Annotated in this window: 13 protein-coding genes; 6 read left to right on the forward strand and 7 right to left on the reverse strand. The window is 62.0% G+C overall.

What is annotated here, in order from left to right; all coding sequences use genetic code 11:
• Positions 1 to 45 precede the first annotated feature (45 nt).
• Positions 46 to 1,437 (forward strand): FAD-dependent oxidoreductase, encoded by a 1,392-nt coding sequence (locus NH396_RS02355; RefSeq protein ID WP_175088486.1) that lies wholly within the window; start codon positions 46 to 48, stop codon positions 1,435 to 1,437.
• 107 nt (positions 1,438 to 1,544) lie between these two features.
• Here the strand turns inward: NH396_RS02355 and rsd are convergent, their stop codons facing one another.
• The 6 genes from rsd to NH396_RS02385 all read right to left on the reverse strand — a co-directional run bounded on the left by rsd (position 1,545) and on the right by NH396_RS02385 (position 8,754).
• Positions 1,545 to 2,048 carry a sigma D regulator gene (rsd, locus tag NH396_RS02360; protein WP_253061303.1) on the reverse strand — a complete coding sequence of 168 codons (504 nt, stop codon included), beginning with the start codon at positions 2,046 to 2,048 and terminating at the stop codon, positions 1,545 to 1,547.
• A gap of 126 nt (positions 2,049 to 2,174) precedes the next feature.
• Positions 2,175 to 2,735, reverse strand: a complete 561-nt coding sequence (locus tag NH396_RS02365) for a disulfide bond formation protein B (RefSeq protein ID WP_176677683.1) — start codon at positions 2,733 to 2,735, stop codon at positions 2,175 to 2,177.
• A 269-nt stretch (positions 2,736 to 3,004) separates the two neighbouring features.
• Positions 3,005 to 4,603: a glutamate--cysteine ligase gene (gene gshA / locus NH396_RS02370; protein ID WP_253061305.1), complete on the reverse strand. Its 1,599-nt coding sequence runs from the start codon at positions 4,601 to 4,603 to the stop codon at positions 3,005 to 3,007.
• Positions 4,604 to 4,767: 164 nt separating this feature from the next.
• A complete protein-coding gene (locus NH396_RS02375) occupies positions 4,768 to 7,191 on the reverse strand; it encodes a Tex family protein (RefSeq protein WP_253061307.1) in 2,424 nt (807 codons plus the stop codon).
• Between the two features lie 160 nt (positions 7,192 to 7,351).
• Positions 7,352 to 7,849, reverse strand: a complete 498-nt coding sequence (gene msrB, locus NH396_RS02380) for a peptide-methionine (R)-S-oxide reductase MsrB (protein ID WP_253061309.1) — start codon at positions 7,847 to 7,849, stop codon at positions 7,352 to 7,354.
• Positions 7,850 to 7,992: 143 nt separating this feature from the next.
• Positions 7,993 to 8,754, reverse strand: a complete 762-nt coding sequence (locus tag NH396_RS02385; RefSeq protein ID WP_253061311.1) for an SDR family oxidoreductase — start codon at positions 8,752 to 8,754, stop codon at positions 7,993 to 7,995.
• A 576-nt stretch (positions 8,755 to 9,330) separates the two neighbouring features.
• Here NH396_RS02385 and NH396_RS02390 point away from each other — a divergent pair.
• From NH396_RS02390 to NH396_RS02410, 5 genes are all read left to right on the forward strand, one after another.
• Positions 9,331 to 9,894 carry an FxsA family protein gene (locus NH396_RS02390; RefSeq protein ID WP_253061313.1) on the forward strand — a complete coding sequence of 188 codons (564 nt, stop codon included), beginning with the start codon at positions 9,331 to 9,333 and terminating at the stop codon, positions 9,892 to 9,894.
• Positions 9,895 to 10,549: 655 nt separating this feature from the next.
• Positions 10,550 to 10,843 carry a co-chaperone GroES gene (locus NH396_RS02395; protein WP_043331438.1) on the forward strand — a complete coding sequence of 98 codons (294 nt, stop codon included), beginning with the start codon at positions 10,550 to 10,552 and terminating at the stop codon, positions 10,841 to 10,843.
• Between the two features lie 57 nt (positions 10,844 to 10,900).
• Positions 10,901 to 12,550, forward strand: coding sequence for a chaperonin GroEL (groL, locus tag NH396_RS02400; protein WP_253061315.1), 1,650 nt, complete (start codon positions 10,901 to 10,903; stop codon positions 12,548 to 12,550).
• Positions 12,551 to 12,902: 352 nt separating this feature from the next.
• Complete coding sequence (locus NH396_RS02405) at positions 12,903 to 13,721, forward strand: RNA methyltransferase (RefSeq protein WP_253061317.1); 819 nt, start codon at positions 12,903 to 12,905, stop codon at positions 13,719 to 13,721.
• Positions 13,722 to 14,135: 414 nt separating this feature from the next.
• Positions 14,136 to 14,339 carry a hypothetical protein gene (locus NH396_RS02410; protein WP_253061319.1) on the forward strand — a complete coding sequence of 68 codons (204 nt, stop codon included), beginning with the start codon at positions 14,136 to 14,138 and terminating at the stop codon, positions 14,337 to 14,339.
• Between the two features lie 255 nt (positions 14,340 to 14,594).
• On the opposite strand, the gene rpsA is transcribed toward NH396_RS02410, so the two are convergent.
• Positions 14,595 to 16,274, reverse strand: coding sequence for a 30S ribosomal protein S1 (gene rpsA, locus NH396_RS02415; RefSeq protein ID WP_176677691.1), 1,680 nt, complete (start codon positions 16,272 to 16,274; stop codon positions 14,595 to 14,597).
• Between the last annotated feature and the right edge of the window lie 78 nt (positions 16,275 to 16,352).

Consider the following 16,352-nt stretch of genomic DNA (forward strand, 5'->3'; position numbering starts at 1 on the left):
TCGGGTCCGGGGGATGTCCCTCACCAACCTTGAGCGTGAGCAGCCATGTCCTCAACGACATACGATGTCCTGATTGTGGGTGGCGGCGTGTCCGGCACCGCCCTTCTCTATGAACTCGCCCGCTACACCGACCTCAAGTCGGTCGGCCTGGTGGAAAAGTACGACCACGTCGCGATCGTCAACTCGCACGGTCGCAACAACTCCCAGACCATTCACTGCGGCGACATCGAGACCAACTACACGGTCGAGAAGGCGCGTGTGACCAAGCGCACCGCGGGCATGGTGGTCAACTTCGCCACCAAGCTCAGCGAGAGTGAGCGCGATCACATCGTCTACAAGTATCCGAAGATGGTACTGGCGGTCGGTGCCAAGGAATGCCAGTTCCTGCGCAAGCGTTTCGACACCTTCAAGCAGCTGTTCCCCAATCTGAAGCTGCTCGAGCGTGATGACATCGCCGAGCTGGAGCCAAAGGTGGTGGAAGGTCGTCGTCCTGACGAGGAAATCGTCGCGCTGGGTTCCACCGACGAATATACCGCCGTCAACTACACCACCCTGTCGGAAGCCTTCGTCAGCGAAGGCGAGAAGGCAGCGGCCGAGAAAGGCATGAACTTCGACGTTCGCCTCTCGACCGCCGTGGAAGACATCCGCAAGGAAGGCGACGTCTACAAGGTCAAGACCGACAAGGGCGAGCTCAGCGCACGCTATGTCGTGGTCAGCGCCGGCGGTCACTCCCTGCTGTTCGCCCACAAGATGGGTTACGGCCTGGACAAGTCCTGCCTGCCGATGGCCGGCTCCTTCTACTTCACTCCGAAGGTGCTCAACGGCAAGGTCTACACCATCCAGAACGAGAACCTGCCGTTCGCCGCCGTCCACGGCGACCCGGACGTGCTGGTGGAAGGCAAGACCCGCTTCGGCCCGACCGCCCTGATGCTGCCGCTGCTGGAGCGCTACAACGGCAAGACCTTCTGGGAGTTCCTCAAGGTGCTGCGCATGGACCGCAACGTCGTCAAGGCCCTGTGGGACCTGATGAAGGTGCGTGACATCCGCAACTACATCTTCAAGAACTTCATGTTCGAGGTGCCGGTGCTGCGTGAGCGTCTGTTCCACGGCGACATCAAGAAGATCGTGCCGAGCCTGGACGTCAAGGACGTCAGCTTCGCCAAGGGCTTCGGTGGCGTTCGCCCGCAGTTGATCGACAAGAGCAAGCAGAAGCTCGTGATGGGCGAAGCCAAGATCAATCCAGGCACCGGCATCGTCTTCAACATGACGCCGTCACCGGGTGGCACCAGCTGCCTGGGCAACGCCGAGAAGGACATGTATCTCGCCCAGGAATTCCTTGGCTTCAACATCGACAAGGAAGCCTTCGAGCGTGACCTGCTGACCGGCGAGATCGAATTGACCGAGATCGAGCGTCCGGAAGCCTCCTCTCTGATGTAAGCCTCTTTCGAGACACGCCTCGGGATGAGCATCAAAAAGCCCCGCCAGCATTCGCTGGCGGGGCTTTTTGATAGGTGCCTGCTGATGGCTGCCTGACGGAAGGTGCCTCAGGACACCGATTGGCCCGACGTGGCCGTCCGGGCAATTGGCTCGTGTACCGCATGCAGACGCTGGATCAGCTGATCCTCCAGCGCGAAACGCTCGGTCAGCCCCTGCTGCAGGCGAGCCAGCCATTCCGGCAGTCGTGCGCGATAGTGCTGGCAGCGGGTAGGGCTGGAGAAATCCTCATCGAAGGACAGCACCAGCTCGGTGGAGGGCTCCAGGCGCTGCATCAGCTGCTCGCAGACCGCCAGTGCCGCGGTGTCCTCGAAGACACGACCTTCTTCCTTGAGCTGGGGATAGACCTCGAAATGCCCCGCCGAGATGTAGTCCATCAACAGCTCGATGAAGCGATTGACGCGTGTCATCTCGAGCTGCTCGAGGTCATTGACGCAGGCCTCGTGCAGATCCATGAAGCAGACCAGCATCTCGCGTCGCTGGTCCAGCCAGCGATCAACCAACTGATGAACGCCACGAAAGCGTTCCGCCGCAGTGGTGCATTCCTCCAGCATGGGCGCCTCCTCTGGCATGACCCGAACGATAGGGGCTGACCTCCGGTGCTCGCCCCGCTGCCAACCCACTATCCTCCATGCCGTGCGCGCTGCCAACCCCCCACCATGGTGGCAGGGGCAATGGCTTCAACGGCGGAAACTGCTCCACAACATCGCCAGCGGTACCAGCGCCAGCCCACAGAAACCGATCAGCGACCACTGGGGAATCGAAAGTCCCAGCCACTGTGCGCTGATCTGGGCGCACTCACCGGAGGCGTTGAGCACCTGGGTGATCACGTCCCATACCGGCAGCACTTCCAGCATGTAGTTGAGGCCCGGGCCACAGGCCGGCACCTGATCTGGCGGCAGAGACTGCAGCCAGACATGGCGCCCCGCCAGCACGACCGCACCGAGGCTGCCGGCCAGTGCGCCCAGCGCATAGATGCGCGTGCCGATGCGTCCGGGGCCATGCAAGGCCCCCAGCAGGAAGAAGACGCCGGCCACAGCCACCGCCACGCGCTGGAAGATGCACAGTGAACACGGCGCCAGATCGAAGGCGAACTGCAGCACGAAGGCCACGCCCAGCAGAAAGGCGCATCCCAGCGCTCCCAACAGACACCATTGACGCCCACTCCAGCTCGCCAGGCTGGCAAGCCCTCCCTTGCGCGCTACCGGCTGCTGCCCAGATTGTTTGTCCGCTTGTGTCATTTGCCGTCCTTGCCGGTGGAACTCCAGTGGAGTCATGGGTGAGAAATGACGCAGCCGCAAGGCCATCAAGGCCCTGCGACTGCATGGAGGCTTGCACCGCGTCGTGCCCCGCAGCCGCGCTCAGTCTGGCTGCAGCCACATACATCATCGGCGCCTCAAGCCTGAGGCGCCGATGATGAAGCGATAGCCGAATCCGTCACTATCAGCGACTGATACCTATCATGCCGTGTCGCGATGACCTGAACATGAATTGGCGTTGCGTCACGAGATCACGCCGGTTGCGTAGCATGGGCGGACGCGAAGTACTCGGCCATGAAGGTGTCGAAATCCTGATGATCCCCCTTCTCGATATCGCCCTGCTGCTGCAGCGAGGTCTCGACCAGCTGATCGAGCAGATAGCCGCGCGCACGCTCCGTCGGTTCTGACTTGAACTGCTCGGCCTGGCCCTTGGCCAGCGCCAGCACTTCGTCGACGAAGTTGCTGCCGTTGTCGAGCATGCTGGTCAGCAGACGGCCAGACGGTGTGGTCTGCGCATCATCGAAGCGCGGTGCGAGTGCCGCCAGCGCATCACGGTGCGCGCTGCCAGTCTTGTCGCCACTGTCGAGCAGGCCCGCGACTTCTCCCAGCTCATCCATGATGTTGGCTGCCAGATCGCGCAGGCGTCGCTCTTCACCATTGACGCTCAGGGTCAGCGCCGGGTCACGCCCTGCCTCGACCACGCGACGCTTGCTGTCGTCGAGCGTCGCGCACTCCTCGTCATCGATCCACGGACTCTCGGTCAGCAGACACCAGATCAGGAAGGTATCGAGGAAGCGGATCTGCGTCTCGTCGATCCCGACCGGCAGGAAGGGGTTGAGATCCAGACAGCGCACTTCGATGTATTCGACACCGCGCCCTTCCAGTGCCTGACTGGGCGTCTCGTTCTGCCGGGTGACACGCTTGGGACGGATGTCGGAGTAGTACTCGTTCTCGATCTGCAGGATGTTGCTGGAGAGCTGCGACCAGCTGCCGTCGGCCTGCTTGACGCCCAGCTTCTCGTAGTCCTTCCACGGCGTGACGATGGCGTGACGCAGGGTGCCGACGAAGTTGTCCAGCGAGTTGAAACAGATCTTGAGCTGCGCCTGCACCTTGTTCTGATAGCCCAGGTCCGACATGCGCAGACTGGTGGCGTAGGCCGAGACCAGGCTGCGGTCCGCCTGACGCTTGAGGCGATCATCATTGCCGCCATCGAGGAAGCTCTCGTCGATCCCCGGCGAGGCGCCGAACAGATAGAGCAGGATCCAGCTATGGCGGCGGAAGTTGCGGATCAACTCGAAATAGCGACGCGAGCGGAAATCACGCGCATCTTCCGCCTCTGCCCCTTCCAGCCCCTGCAGCAGGCTCCAGAAGTCATCCGGCAGCGAGAAGTTGTAATGGATACCGGCAATCGACTGCATGATGCGCCCGTAACGGACGTCCAGCCCCTTGCGGTAGATATGCTTCATGGTGCCGCTGTTGGAGGTGCCGTAATCGGCGATCGGCACGCTGTCATTGCCGTGCAGACGCGGCGGCATGCTGGCCGGCCAGATCAGCTCATCGCCCAGGTTGCGATAGCTGAAACGATGCAGGTCAGCCAGAAACTCCAGCGACTCCTTGGGACGAGTGAACACCGGGGTGATGTACTCGAGCAGAGACTCGGAATAGTCCGTGGTGATGTACGGATGGGTCAGCTTCGACCCCAGAGAACGCGGATGCGGCGTCTGACTGATGTCACCGCCAGCGGTAACCCGCAGGCCTTCCTTCTCGATACCACGGCGCAGGCGCCCGAAGAGACCCTGACGGGCCTGGGGCGTGAGTCGCGCGATGGCGGACGCGAGTTGCTCGGACAAGGTATGAACCCTTTCGCATGGGGAGAAGCCCAGCCTCTCCGGTCGAATTGGATGACCATGGCCCGCGTGCTGCACCGGATGCCATGCAAGACGCGAACGGCAGGTACCGTTCGCGTCAGGTCAGTATGCCCACATTATGGGCGCGTAAAAAATGCTTTCAAGGCTTATGATTTTGACTTGCGCGCATTGAGCAGTGCTGCCGCCATCGCATTGTTGGCCGGTGCCGCGCCGCCGCTCGCGCCAGAATTGCTGCCGCGACCGCCGCGCTCCTGACGGCCTCCGCCGCCTTGCGAGCGCCCACCGCGACCGCCCTCTGCGCCGCGTCGCGCCTCGCCGGCCGCGCCTTTCTCGGCGGGAGTATCGCTCATACGCATGCTCAACGCGATGCGCGCGCGCGGGATGTCGACCTCCATCACCTTGACGCTGACGATGTCGCCCGCCTTGACCACCTCCCGCGGGTCGGCAACATACTTTTGCGACAGGGCAGAAATGTGTACCAGGCCGTCCTGATGCACGCCGATATCCACGAAGGCTCCGAAGTGAGTCACGTTGGTGACGACGCCCTCAAGCTTCATGCCCGGCTCGAGATCCTTGAGGGTCTCGACGCCTTCCTTGAACTCGGCGAAGCGGAATTCGGGACGCGGGTCGCGTCCCGGCTTGTCCAGTTCGCGCAGGATATCGGTCACCGTCGGCAGGCCGAAGTGCTCATCGGTGAATTCCGTCGGCTTCACGGTGCGCAGGAAGGCGCTGTCACCCAGCAGACTCGGCAGATCACGCCCGTGCGCCTTGGCGATGCGCTCGACCAGCGGATAGGCCTCCGGGTGGACGGCGCTGGCATCCAGTGGGTTCTTGCCAGAGGCGATGCGCAGGAAGCCGGCACACTGCTCGAAGGTGCGCGGGCCCAGCCGGCTGACCTTGAGCAATTCCTGGCGCGAGGCGAAACGGCCATTGGCGTCCCGGTGCGCGACGATATTCTCGGCAAGCGTGGTGTTGAGACCCGCGACACGCGACAGCAGCGCGCTGGAGGCCATGTTGAGATCGACGCCGACACCGTTGACGCAATCCTCGACGACGGCCTCCAGGCTGCGCCCCAACTGCACCTGACTGACATCGTGCTGGTACTGGCCCACGCCGATGGACTTGGGCTCGATCTTGACCAGCTCGCCCAGCGGGTCCTGCAGGCGGCGGGCGATGGAGACCGCGCCGCGGATGGTCACGTCCAGATCCGGAAATTCGCGCGCCGCATATTCCGAGGCCGAGTAGATGGACGCGCCGGCCTCGTTGACCATCACTTTCTGCAGACGACGGCCGGACAGGCGCGTCAGCACGTCGGCGGCCAGCTTGTCAGTCTCGCGTGAGGCGGTGCCATTGCCGATGGCGATCAGCTCGACATCATGCCGTTCGATCAGCTTGACCAGCTCGGCCACCGAGGCGTCCCAGCGATTGTGCGGTGCATGCGGATAGAGGGTGGCCTGATCGACATACTTGCCGGTGGCATCCACTACCGCGACCTTGACGCCGGTGCGTAGCCCCGGGTCCAGCCCCAGTGTGGCCTTGGGGCCCGCCGGCGCTGCCAGCAGCAGGTCCTTCAGGTTGTCGGCGAAGACCTGGATGGCCTCCTGCTCGGCGCGCTCGCGCAGGCGCCCGATCAGTTCGCTTTCCAGATGGGTGTAGAGCTTGACGCGCCAGGTCCAGCGCACCACTTCCTTCAACCAGCGGTCCGCGGCGCGCCCCTGATCCTCGAGGGAGAAATGCGCCGCGATGGCGCCTTCCATCGGGTGACGCGGCAGGTCGTCCTCGCCTTCCAGCTTGAGCGCGAGGCTCAGCACGCCTTCGTTGCGACCACGCAGCATGGCCAGCGCACGGTGCGAGGGTGCCTTGTGCAGCGGCTCGTCATGTTCGAAGTAATCGGAGAACTTGGCGCCCTCCTGCTCCTTGCCCTTCATGACGCGCGCGCTGAGGATGCCATCATCCCATAGACGTTGACGCAGGCGACCGACCAGGGCGGCGTCCTCCGCGAAGCGCTCCATCAGAATCTGCTTGGCGCCATCCAGCGCCGCCTTGGTATCCGCCACGTCCTTGTCGGCAGCGACGAAGCCGGCCGCCTGAGCCTCCGGCTCCAGCGTCGGGTCATTGAGCAGCGCATCGGCCAGAGGCTCAAGCCCCGCTTCACGGGCGATCTGGGCCTTGGTACGGCGCTTCTTGCGATACGGCAGGTAGAGATCTTCCAGACGCTGCTTGCTGTCGGCGGCCAGCACATCGCGCTCAAGCGTGGCGCTCAGCTTGTTCTGCTCGGCGATCGACTCGAGCACGACCTGACGCCGCTCCTCCAGCTCACGCAGATAGCGCAGGCGCTCTTCGAGCTGACGCATCTGGGTGTCATCAAGCCCGCCGGTGGCTTCCTTGCGGTAGCGCGAGATGAACGGCACGGTCGCGCCGCCATCCAGCAGCTCGACGGTGGCAGTGATCTGTTCTTCGCGCACCCCAAGCTCACCGGCCAGCGCCTGTTGAATGCGGCGAGTGGTGGCAGCGGGCGACAGCGTCGGTGCAGGACGGGAGGTGGTAGCGTCAGTTGCAGTAGCGTCCATGAAACGTCAGTCCCTTACAGCAGAATTCATGCGGCAATATACAGACGGCCCGGTCGTGGAGTTGACCGGGCCGTCTGTATCACGATGTCGTCACGTTACCACAAAGCGGCAAGATTGCTTTAGCCACTCACTGCGCCAATCGGGATGCCTCCCAAGCGCCTCACGCGGGCACGAAGCGCAGCGCGACACCGTTGTTGCACCAGCGCAGGCCGGTGGGTTCGGGACCATCCTCGAAGACATGCCCCTGGTGCCCGCCACAGCGCGCACAGTGATATTCGGTGCGCGGCCAGATGAGTCCGTAGTCGATCTTGGTCAGCAGGCGGCCTTCGATATGATCGAAGAAGCTGGGCCAGCCGGTGCCGGACTCGAACTTGGTGGCAGAAGAGAACAGCGCCAGATCACAACCGGCACAGCGATACTCGCCCTCGCGATGCTCCCTGTTGAGCTCGCTGGAGCCCGCACGCTCGGTGCCCTCCTCGCGCAGTACGCGATACTGCTCCGGGCTCAGGCGGGCACGCCATTCATCTTCCTCCAGGGTCAGCGGCGTGATGTCCGCGCCACGCTCGAGTTCCAGCTGCGGACGTGCGGCAGACAGCCTGGGCAGGGCCAGCATCGCTCCCGCCCCCAGCACCAGCCCCATGAATTGGCGTCGTTGCATGACGTGTCTCCTTATGACAATGAACGGCAATACTGACCTCTACGCGCAGCAACCTGCGTTGGATGCATTCGCCGCAAGAGAAAGCCCCCACGATGCTGTCATCGCGGGGGCTTCAGTCTCATCGGCTGACACAAGCCATGGGGTCAGATGCGCAGACCACCATCACATTCGATCACTCGCCCGGTGAAGTAGTCATTGTCGAAGATGAAGGCCACGCTGCTGGCGATATCTTCCGGACGCCCGAGATCGCGCAGCGGAATGCCACTCTTGATCTTGTCGAGCATCTCCGGCTTCATGCCGGCAGTCATCTCGGTGGCGATGAAGCCCGGTGCCACGGCACCGACGCGAATCCTGTAGCGTGCCAGCTCCTTGGCCCAGGTCACGCTCAGCGCCGCGACACCGGACTTGGCGGCGGTGTAGTTGCTCTGCCCCATGTTGCCGGCGCGCGAGATGCTGGAGATATTGACGATCACGCCCGGCTGGCCGGCTTCGATCATCTGACTGGCCGCTTCACGGGTGCACAGGAAGACACCGGTCAGATTGACATCGATGACCTGCTGCCAGCTGGACAGCGACATGGTCTTTTCCACCACGCCATCGCGTGCCTTGATCAGCAGGCCGTCACGGGTGATGCCGGCATTGTTGACCAGACCGCTCACCGGCCCCAATGCGCCCTTGATGGCCGAGAAGGCCGCGGTGACGGAGTCTTCTTCCGCGACATTGGTCACGAAGCCCTGCGCCTTGATGCCTGCAGCTTCCAGACTCGCGACGGCGTCATCCAGGCCGTCCTGTTCGATGTCCAGCAGCGCCAGCACCGCTCCCTTCTCGCCCAGATAGCGCGCCATGGCCAACCCCAGCCCTCGAGCGCCGCCCGTAATCGCGATGACCTTGTCGTCAAGTTTCATGTCCCGTCTCCCAGGTTGTCTGCCGGCAGTCAGTAACTGCTACCGGATGCGAGGCCCGCATGCCGTACGGGCGTCACTATCTATGTGTCGAGTGTCCCCACCGCGCCCTTCAGTGTTCAGCGTCATCGTGACAGAGAATGCCTCTGGGTGACGCCCGCTGCCAGTTCGCGGTAAATTTTCATGATGCAGTGCAACAGATCGCGGCGTGTCCTGCCTCAACGCAGGCGAGATCCGCCAACGCTACGCAATGACAGCGTCAACGCACGCCATCGACAGCGTGCGTTAAAGCAGGGAATGCTGATGAGTGAGCCTGGGCCCGCCCCCTGCGGCCGCCGTGGGCTCTGCCTGTCCGGCGCTCCCGATCCAGCCCCTTCTATTGTGCACTGCAACATGCAACATCGTTCAGCATGGCACCGCTACCCCTGCAGCGCCAGCCATCCACGCCACCGACCATCAACCGCTCACCAGCGGATCATAGGCCGTTCAAAGGGCCCGATTCGACTGTTCCCCGTCCGGCGGCTGGTTTACCCTTGACGCATTGGCGCAACCTGCCATTTACCTGCTTCGGGAGAAACGATGCCCATACTGTTAGTGATTACCCTGTTCGGGTTATTGGATTTCGTGGTGTTGTTCAGCCTCGGCAGTCAGATCGGCCTGCTGCCGACCCTGGCGCTGGTGCTGATCACCGGCGCCATCGGCCTGCATCTGATTCGCCGCGAAGGTCGCGCGACACTGATGCGCGCCCAGGAACGCCTGCAACGCGGCGAGATGCCTTCCGGCGAGCTGATGGAAGGCGCGGCGCTCATCTTCGGCGGCGCCCTGTTGATGGCGCCGGGCTTTCTGTCTGACGCCTTCGGCCTGCTGTGCCTGCTCCCCGCCTCACGGGGACTGTTGACGCGCGGTCTGAGCGGCAATGGCGCGATCGCGCGCTTCTTCAGAGGACGCTTCTCGGCTGCGGGGAGCTCGCGCAGCACCCGCACGGGTGACTGGGAAGCCGATGCCCGTGCTGACAGCGCCTCACGCAGCGGTGGCGATCAGCAGCACACAAGCAGCAACCACGCTGGACAGCAAGGCAGCAGCCAGCAGACCGGCGAGCCGCTGGAAGGTGATTACATCAGCCGTGACGAGCCGCGCCTCTAACGTCTTCCCACGCACAAGCATCACGCGCAAGCGTCTGCCTGAGAATCATGTTTGAAAGTCATGTTTGAAAGTCATGTTTGAGAGGCAGGTTAGAGAGCCATGGGCCCGGTACTGGAAGTCAGTGCCGGGCCCTTTTGATTTGTGATACCGCGCCTCACAGGCCCCATCATGCTTTCCTGTCCTCTTCTGTTCTGCAATGACCTGCCCTGCCCCTGTGCCAATGCCTCACTGGTCAGATTCGCGCTCCGTGAGCTACCCATCTGAACCTTGCATCTTGCAATGACGCTCACCCTGGTCGAAAACCACCCTCTGGCGTCTTGTACCAATGGACACCGTCTGGGGGCTGCCAGCTATATGCCAACGGTGAATGGCTCGGATACACTCAAGCCGTTGATTCATCTAGTGGAACCTTGCGGAAGACAGGCGACATCCAGAGTGGGTAGCTTTCATGCGACGCACAAGATGCGCAGATTTGAAATTTTTTTATGATCGCCTACTTGAAAGCTGTCCTCCCGCCACCATAAATGCGGTGCAATGGATAACGGCCACGCCCCCAGCGGCGGGGCCCAACACTCGCTAGGCAACCCCATTGAACGCCAGACTCACCGACAAAGAACGGGAGCTGGCGGGATTTACCATCAGGAGAACGTGAGCAATGAACATTCGTCCCTTGCACGATCGCGTCGTGGTTCGTCGCGTGGAAGAAGAACAGAAAACTGCAGGTGGCATCGTTCTGCCCGGCAGCGCCCAGGAAAAGCCGACCCGTGGCGAGATTCTCGCTGCCGGTAACGGTCGCATCCTCGAGAACGGTGAAGTTCGCCCGCTGGACGTGAAAGTCGGCGATACCGTGATCTTCAAGGATGGCTACGGCGTCGAGAAGCAGAAAATCGACGGCGAAGAGGTGCTGATCATGAGCGAGAGCGACATCCTCGCCGTGGTGGAAGGCTGAGTTTCAGCTTTTTCGGGTTCCAACGCTTCGACTTACTGATTAAAGGTAGAGATAAACATGGCTGCAAAAGACGTTCGTTTCTCCGATGATGCACGCAAGCGCATGGCGCGTGGTGTCAATGTCCTGGCCGACGCGGTCAAGACTACCCTCGGCCCGAAAGGCCGTAACGTGGTACTGGAAAAATCCTTCGGCGCTCCGACCGTCACCAAGGACGGCGTTTCCGTCGCCAAGGAAATCGAACTGAAGGACCGCTTCGAGAACATGGGCGCCCAGATGGTCAAGGAAGTCGCTTCCAAGACGTCTGACGTGGCTGGCGACGGCACCACCACCGCCACCGTGCTGGCTCAGTCCATCGTCAACGAAGGCCTGAAAGGCGTGACCGCGGGCATGAACCCGATGGACCTGAAGCGCGGTATCGACAAGGCCGTCATCGAAGCCGTCAAGGCCGTGCGTGAGCTGTCCGTGCCGTGCACCGACACCAAGGCCATCGCTCAGGTCGGCACCATCTCCGCCAATGGCGACTCTCGCATCGGCGAGATCATCGCGGAAGCGATGGAGAAGGTCGGCAAGGAAGGCGTCATCACCGTCGATGAAGGTCGTGGCTTCGAAGACGAGCTGGAAGTGGTCGAAGGCATGCAGTTCGATCGCGGTTACCTGTCTCCGTACTTCGTCACCAACCAGGACACCATGGCGGTCGAACTCGAAGACCCGTACATCCTGCTGGTCGACAAGAAGATCTCCAACATCCGCGAACTGCTGCCGGTGCTGGAAGGCGTTGCCAAGTCCGGCAAGCCGCTGGCGATCATCGCCGAAGACATCGAAGGCGAAGCGCTGGCGACTCTGGTCGTCAACACCATGCGCGGTATCGTCAAGGTCGCTGCCGTCAAGGCACCGGGCTTCGGTGACCGTCGCAAGGCCATGCTGCAGGACATCGCCATCCTGACCGGTGGCACCGTGATTTCCGAAGAAGTCGGCCTCAACCTCGAACAGGCCAACCTGGACCACCTGGGCACCGCCAAGCGCGTGACCATGTCCAAGGAAAACACCACCATCATCGATGGCGCCGGCAACGAAGGCGATATCGAAGCACGCGTTGCCCAGATTCGCGCTCAGATCGAGGAAACCTCCTCTGATTACGACCGCGAGAAGCTGCAGGAACGTGTCGCCAAGCTGGCCGGCGGCGTTGCCGTCATCCGCGTCGGTGCTGCCACCGAAGTCGAGATGAAAGAGAAGAAGGCTCGCGTCGAAGACGCCCTGCACTCCACTCGTGCAGCCGTCGAGGAAGGCGTCGTGCCTGGTGGTGGTACTGCCCTGGTTCGCGTGCTGGGCCAGCTGGCCGACCTGAAAGGCGACAACGAAGATCAGACTCACGGTATCGCCATCGCACTGCGTGCCATGGAAGCGCCGCTGCGTCAGATCGTCACCAACGCCGGTGAAGAAGCCTCTGTCGTGCTCAACAACGTCAAGGCTGGCGAAGGCAACTACGGTTACAACGCCTCTACCGGCGTCTATGGCGACATGTTCGAGATGGGCGTGCTGGACCCGGCCAAGGTGACCCGCTCTGCACTGCAGTCTGCGGCCTCCATCGGCGGCCTGATGATCACCACCGAATGCATGATCGCTGAAGATCCGGAAGACAAGGAAGCTGCCGGCGGCGGCGACATGGGTGGTATGGGCGGCATGGGTGGCATGGGCGGCATGATGTAAGCCAGCCTCACCCCACGACTCACCCGTCGTGACCCGAACCGCTCCTGCGCAAGCAGGGGCGGTTTTTTCATGCCTGTCATTCAGCGAGCGCCGCGAGCTCCACATGGTGTGCACCGCGAGCCCCATACAGTGAACGCCGTGACTCTCATATGGCAAGCGCCACGCCTCTCGGCACCTGACGCCTCCCGCTCACCACGCTACACTAGGCGCCACTTTTTGCCGCGACCCGAGACATTGCGCCTGGTGATGACAGTGAATCGAGGCTGACGTTGTATTGCGGCTGAAATGCCTACGGTCACGACCGACGACGCTACCACTCAGGCCGCGCGCCTCGCTTGCCCAGGATCTTCACATGACTGATACCCCCGCCGCTTCTCCGACCACTAGTGCCCTCGACAATGTGCGTGTCGTGCTGGTGCAGACCTTCCACCCCGGCAATATCGGCGCCACCGCTCGCGCCATCCTGACCATGGGCATCAAGGACCTGGTGCTGGTCAATCCGCGCTGCTTCCCCGATGAGGAAGCGACGCGCATGGCCAGCGGCGCCGCGGAGCTGCTGGAAAATGCACACGTAGTCGAGCGCCTGGAAGACGCCGTCAATGACTGCCAGCTGGTCATCGGGGCCAGCGCTCGCCTGCGCAGCGTCCCACTGCCCCACTTCGATGAGCCACGCGAGATGGCGGCCCACGCCATGGATATCGCGCGCGATGGCAAGGTGGCGCTGGTATTCGGCCGCGAACGCTTCGGACTGACCAACGAGGAGATCGCCTGCTGCACGCATCAGGTGTCGATCCCCACCAACCCGGACTACGGCATCCTCAACGTCTCACAGGCCGCCCAGGTGCTGGCGCACGAGTGCCGCAGTGCATGGCGCCTGACACTCGACAAGCCTCAGGAGGCGCCTGTCGCGCGCCGTGAGGACGACCAGTTGCCGACCCGCGAACAGCTCGGCTACTTCCATGAGCATCTTGGTCGCGCCCTGCAGGGCTCCGGCTTCCTCAACCAGCCCCACTCCCAGACCGAAGAGCGGCTGCGCGCCCTGTTTGCGCGTGCCGAACCGACCCGCCGCGAGCTCTCCATCCTGCGCGGCATGCTGTCCAATCTTGAGCGCCAGACGGCAGCGGCGAACGCTGGCACAGCCAGCGAGCAGAGCGATCACGAGGCGTCCTGAGTCATGCACGGCCCTCCCGTCATGTACTGAGGCTCGGACTGTTGCGACTTGGCTCTCGCCACTTCGCTACCGCCTGTCAGCGCATCGTCATCCCCCTGACATGGATCAAGGTGCACTCTAGACCTTCCGCTTTGCTTGACGAGCAGGACAACAGGTACCGAGTGACACACTGTCCCATGCAGCAACTGCAGCTCCGCCGTGATAGCTCGAGCGAGGGCTGCAGGTATCAGGCAAAGGCTCCCATCTGATCTCAAGATCCGACCCGGGGCCTGGCATGCACGATGAGAATCGCTGAGCGGATCGCGAACTGGCTCAAGCGCAGACAGCAGCACCGCCACGTCGCGAGAAGTCTTCAAGACAAGAAGAGCCGACCCTGACCCCATCCACGACCATGGACTCACGGAGCGCCTTTACATGACTCAGACAGCCGCACGACAGCCTCTGACCCCGGACACGACACAGCTGGCCAGCGACCTCCACCAGCTGGAAGCTCGCCTGCTCAAGACCGATCCGAAGCAGGAACCGGAACTCTATCGCAGTCTGTACTGCACGATCTCGCTGCGTCAGATGCAACTGCTGGCCAAGGTCAGCCAGCCTGGCGCCTCGCAGACGCATTGAACAACGCCAGATCAGGTGGTTGGCAGGTGGCGACTGCTAATGGCCAGCAACGATCAGCAATGACCAGCAGTCACCCGTAACGACCAGACATGAAAAAACCGCCACCCCGAAGGGTGGCGGTTTTTTTCGTTCCCGCATATGACATGCGCCTCATGCAGGATACCGATTCGGAGACGCCGAGATGACAACCAGAGGCATGTCACCTCAGCGTGGATCCGGACACCCCACCTCACGAGGAGGCGGAGTGTCTCGGGATCACTCCTGACCCAGCTGCTGCTTGATCAGATCACCGATGGTAGTCGGGCCGTTGCTCTCGACTTCCTGGGTGCGCGGCTTGGCAGCCTGGCCACGCGGAGCTTCAACCTGGTCCTTGGACTTGACGGACAGGTTGATCAGGCGGCTCTTGCGATCCACACCGACGATCTTGGCTTCGACAGCATCGCCGACGCTCAGGACGTTGCGTGCGTCTTCGACACGGTCAGCGCTGATTTCAGAAGCCTTCAGGATAGCAATGACGTCAGTTGCCAGCTCTACCTGAACTTCCTTGGCATCGATGTCGACAACGCGACCGGACACGACAGCGCCCTTGTCGTTGACGGCCAGGTACTCGGAGACCGGATCGCTCTCGAGCTGCTTGATGCCCAGAGAGATGCGCTCACGTTCCGGATCGATGGACAGGATGACCGCTTCAGCTTCTTCGCCCTTCTTGTAACGACGCACGGCTTCTTCGCCAGCTTCGTTCCAGGAGATGTCGGAGAGGTGAACCAGGCCGTCGATGCCGCCTTCCAGACCGATGAAGATACCGAAGTCAGTGATTGACTTGATGGTACCGGAGACGCGGTCACCCTTGTTGTGCTTGCCGCTGAAGTCTTCCCACGGGTTGGTGGTGCACTGCTTGATACCCAGGGAGATACGACGACGCTCTTCGTCGATGTCCAGAATCATCACTTCCACGTCATCGCCGACATTGACGACCTTGGACGGGTGGATGTTCTTGTTGGTCCAGTCCATTTCGGACACGTGGACCAGACCTTCGACGCCCTCTTCCAGCTCGGCGAAGCAGCCGTAGTCAGTGAGGTTGGTGACGCGTGCGTTGATCTTGGCGCCTTCCGGGTAGCGAGCCTTGATGTTGACCCACGGATCTTCGCCCAGCTGCTTGAGACCCAGAGACACACGGTTGCGCTCGCGGTCGAACTTCAGCACCTTGACATTGATCTCGTCGCCGACAGCAACGATCTCGGACGGATGCTTGATGCGCTTCCATGCCATGTCGGTGATGTGCAGCAGGCCGTCAACGCCGCCGAGGTCGACGAAGGCGCCGTAGTCGGTCAGGTTCTTGACGATACCCTGAATCTGCTGACCTTCCTGCAGAGTGGCCAGGAGGGCTTCACGCTCAGCGCTGTTCTCGGCTTCGAGGACGGCACGACGAGACACGACAACGTTGTTGCGCTTGGCGTCGAGCTTGATGACCTTGAAGTCCAGCTCCTTGTTCTCGAGGTGGGCGGTGTCGCGCACAGGGCGGACATCGACCAGAGAACCCGGCAGGAAGGCACGGATGGTGTTGATGTCGACGGTAAAGCCACCTTTGACCTTGCCGTTGATCACGCCCTTGACGATCTCGTCCTTCTCGAAGGCAGCTTCCAGCTCTTTCCACGCTTCGGCACGCTTGGCCTTCTCGCGGGACAGGCGGGTCTCACCGAAGCCATCTTCCACGGCTTCCAGTGCAACCATGACTTCGTCGCCGACGCTGATGGACAGCTGGCCACTTTCGTCACGGAACTGTTCAGACGGAATCTGACCTTCAGACTTCAGACCGGCATTGACAGTGATCCAGTCGCCATCGATATCCACGATGGTAGCGGACACGATTGCGCCCGGCTCCATGTTGATGTCCTGGAGTGACTGTTCAAATAAATCAGCAAAGCTCTCGCTCATGGTATTCCTACATGATCAACGTTTGGGGCGGCTTGCACCGCAGTCTCCGTACCACCAGCAAGCACGGGCCATATCTAC

This window comes from Cobetia sp. Dlab-2-AX, assembly GCF_024124625.1.
Taxonomy (GTDB): Bacteria; Pseudomonadota; Gammaproteobacteria; order Pseudomonadales; family Halomonadaceae; genus Cobetia.

What these genes read in the sequence shown, in the direction of transcription:
- NH396_RS02355 (WP_175088486.1), top strand. Translation starts at nt 46, where the DNA reads ATGTCCTCAACGACATACGATGTCCTGATTGTGGGTGGCGGCGTGTCC.
- rsd (WP_253061303.1), bottom strand. Translation starts at nt 2,048, where the DNA reads ATGCTGGAGGAATGCACCACTGCGGCGGAACGCTTTCGTGGCGTTCAT.
- NH396_RS02365 (WP_176677683.1), bottom strand. Translation starts at nt 2,735, where the DNA reads ATGACACAAGCGGACAAACAATCTGGGCAGCAGCCGGTAGCGCGCAAG.
- NH396_RS02375 (WP_253061307.1), bottom strand. Translation starts at nt 7,191, where the DNA reads ATGGACGCTACTGCAACTGACGCTACCACCTCCCGTCCTGCACCGACG.
- msrB (WP_253061309.1), bottom strand. Translation starts at nt 7,849, where the DNA reads ATGCAACGACGCCAATTCATGGGGCTGGTGCTGGGGGCGGGAGCGATG.
- NH396_RS02385 (WP_253061311.1), bottom strand. Translation starts at nt 8,754, where the DNA reads ATGAAACTTGACGACAAGGTCATCGCGATTACGGGCGGCGCTCGAGGG.
- NH396_RS02390 (WP_253061313.1), top strand. Translation starts at nt 9,331, where the DNA reads ATGCCCATACTGTTAGTGATTACCCTGTTCGGGTTATTGGATTTCGTG.
- NH396_RS02395 (WP_043331438.1), top strand. Translation starts at nt 10,550, where the DNA reads ATGAACATTCGTCCCTTGCACGATCGCGTCGTGGTTCGTCGCGTGGAA.
- groL (WP_253061315.1), top strand. Translation starts at nt 10,901, where the DNA reads ATGGCTGCAAAAGACGTTCGTTTCTCCGATGATGCACGCAAGCGCATG.
- NH396_RS02405 (WP_253061317.1), top strand. Translation starts at nt 12,903, where the DNA reads ATGACTGATACCCCCGCCGCTTCTCCGACCACTAGTGCCCTCGACAAT.
- NH396_RS02410 (WP_253061319.1), top strand. Translation starts at nt 14,136, where the DNA reads ATGACTCAGACAGCCGCACGACAGCCTCTGACCCCGGACACGACACAG.
- rpsA (WP_176677691.1), bottom strand. Translation starts at nt 16,274, where the DNA reads ATGAGCGAGAGCTTTGCTGATTTATTTGAACAGTCACTCCAGGACATC.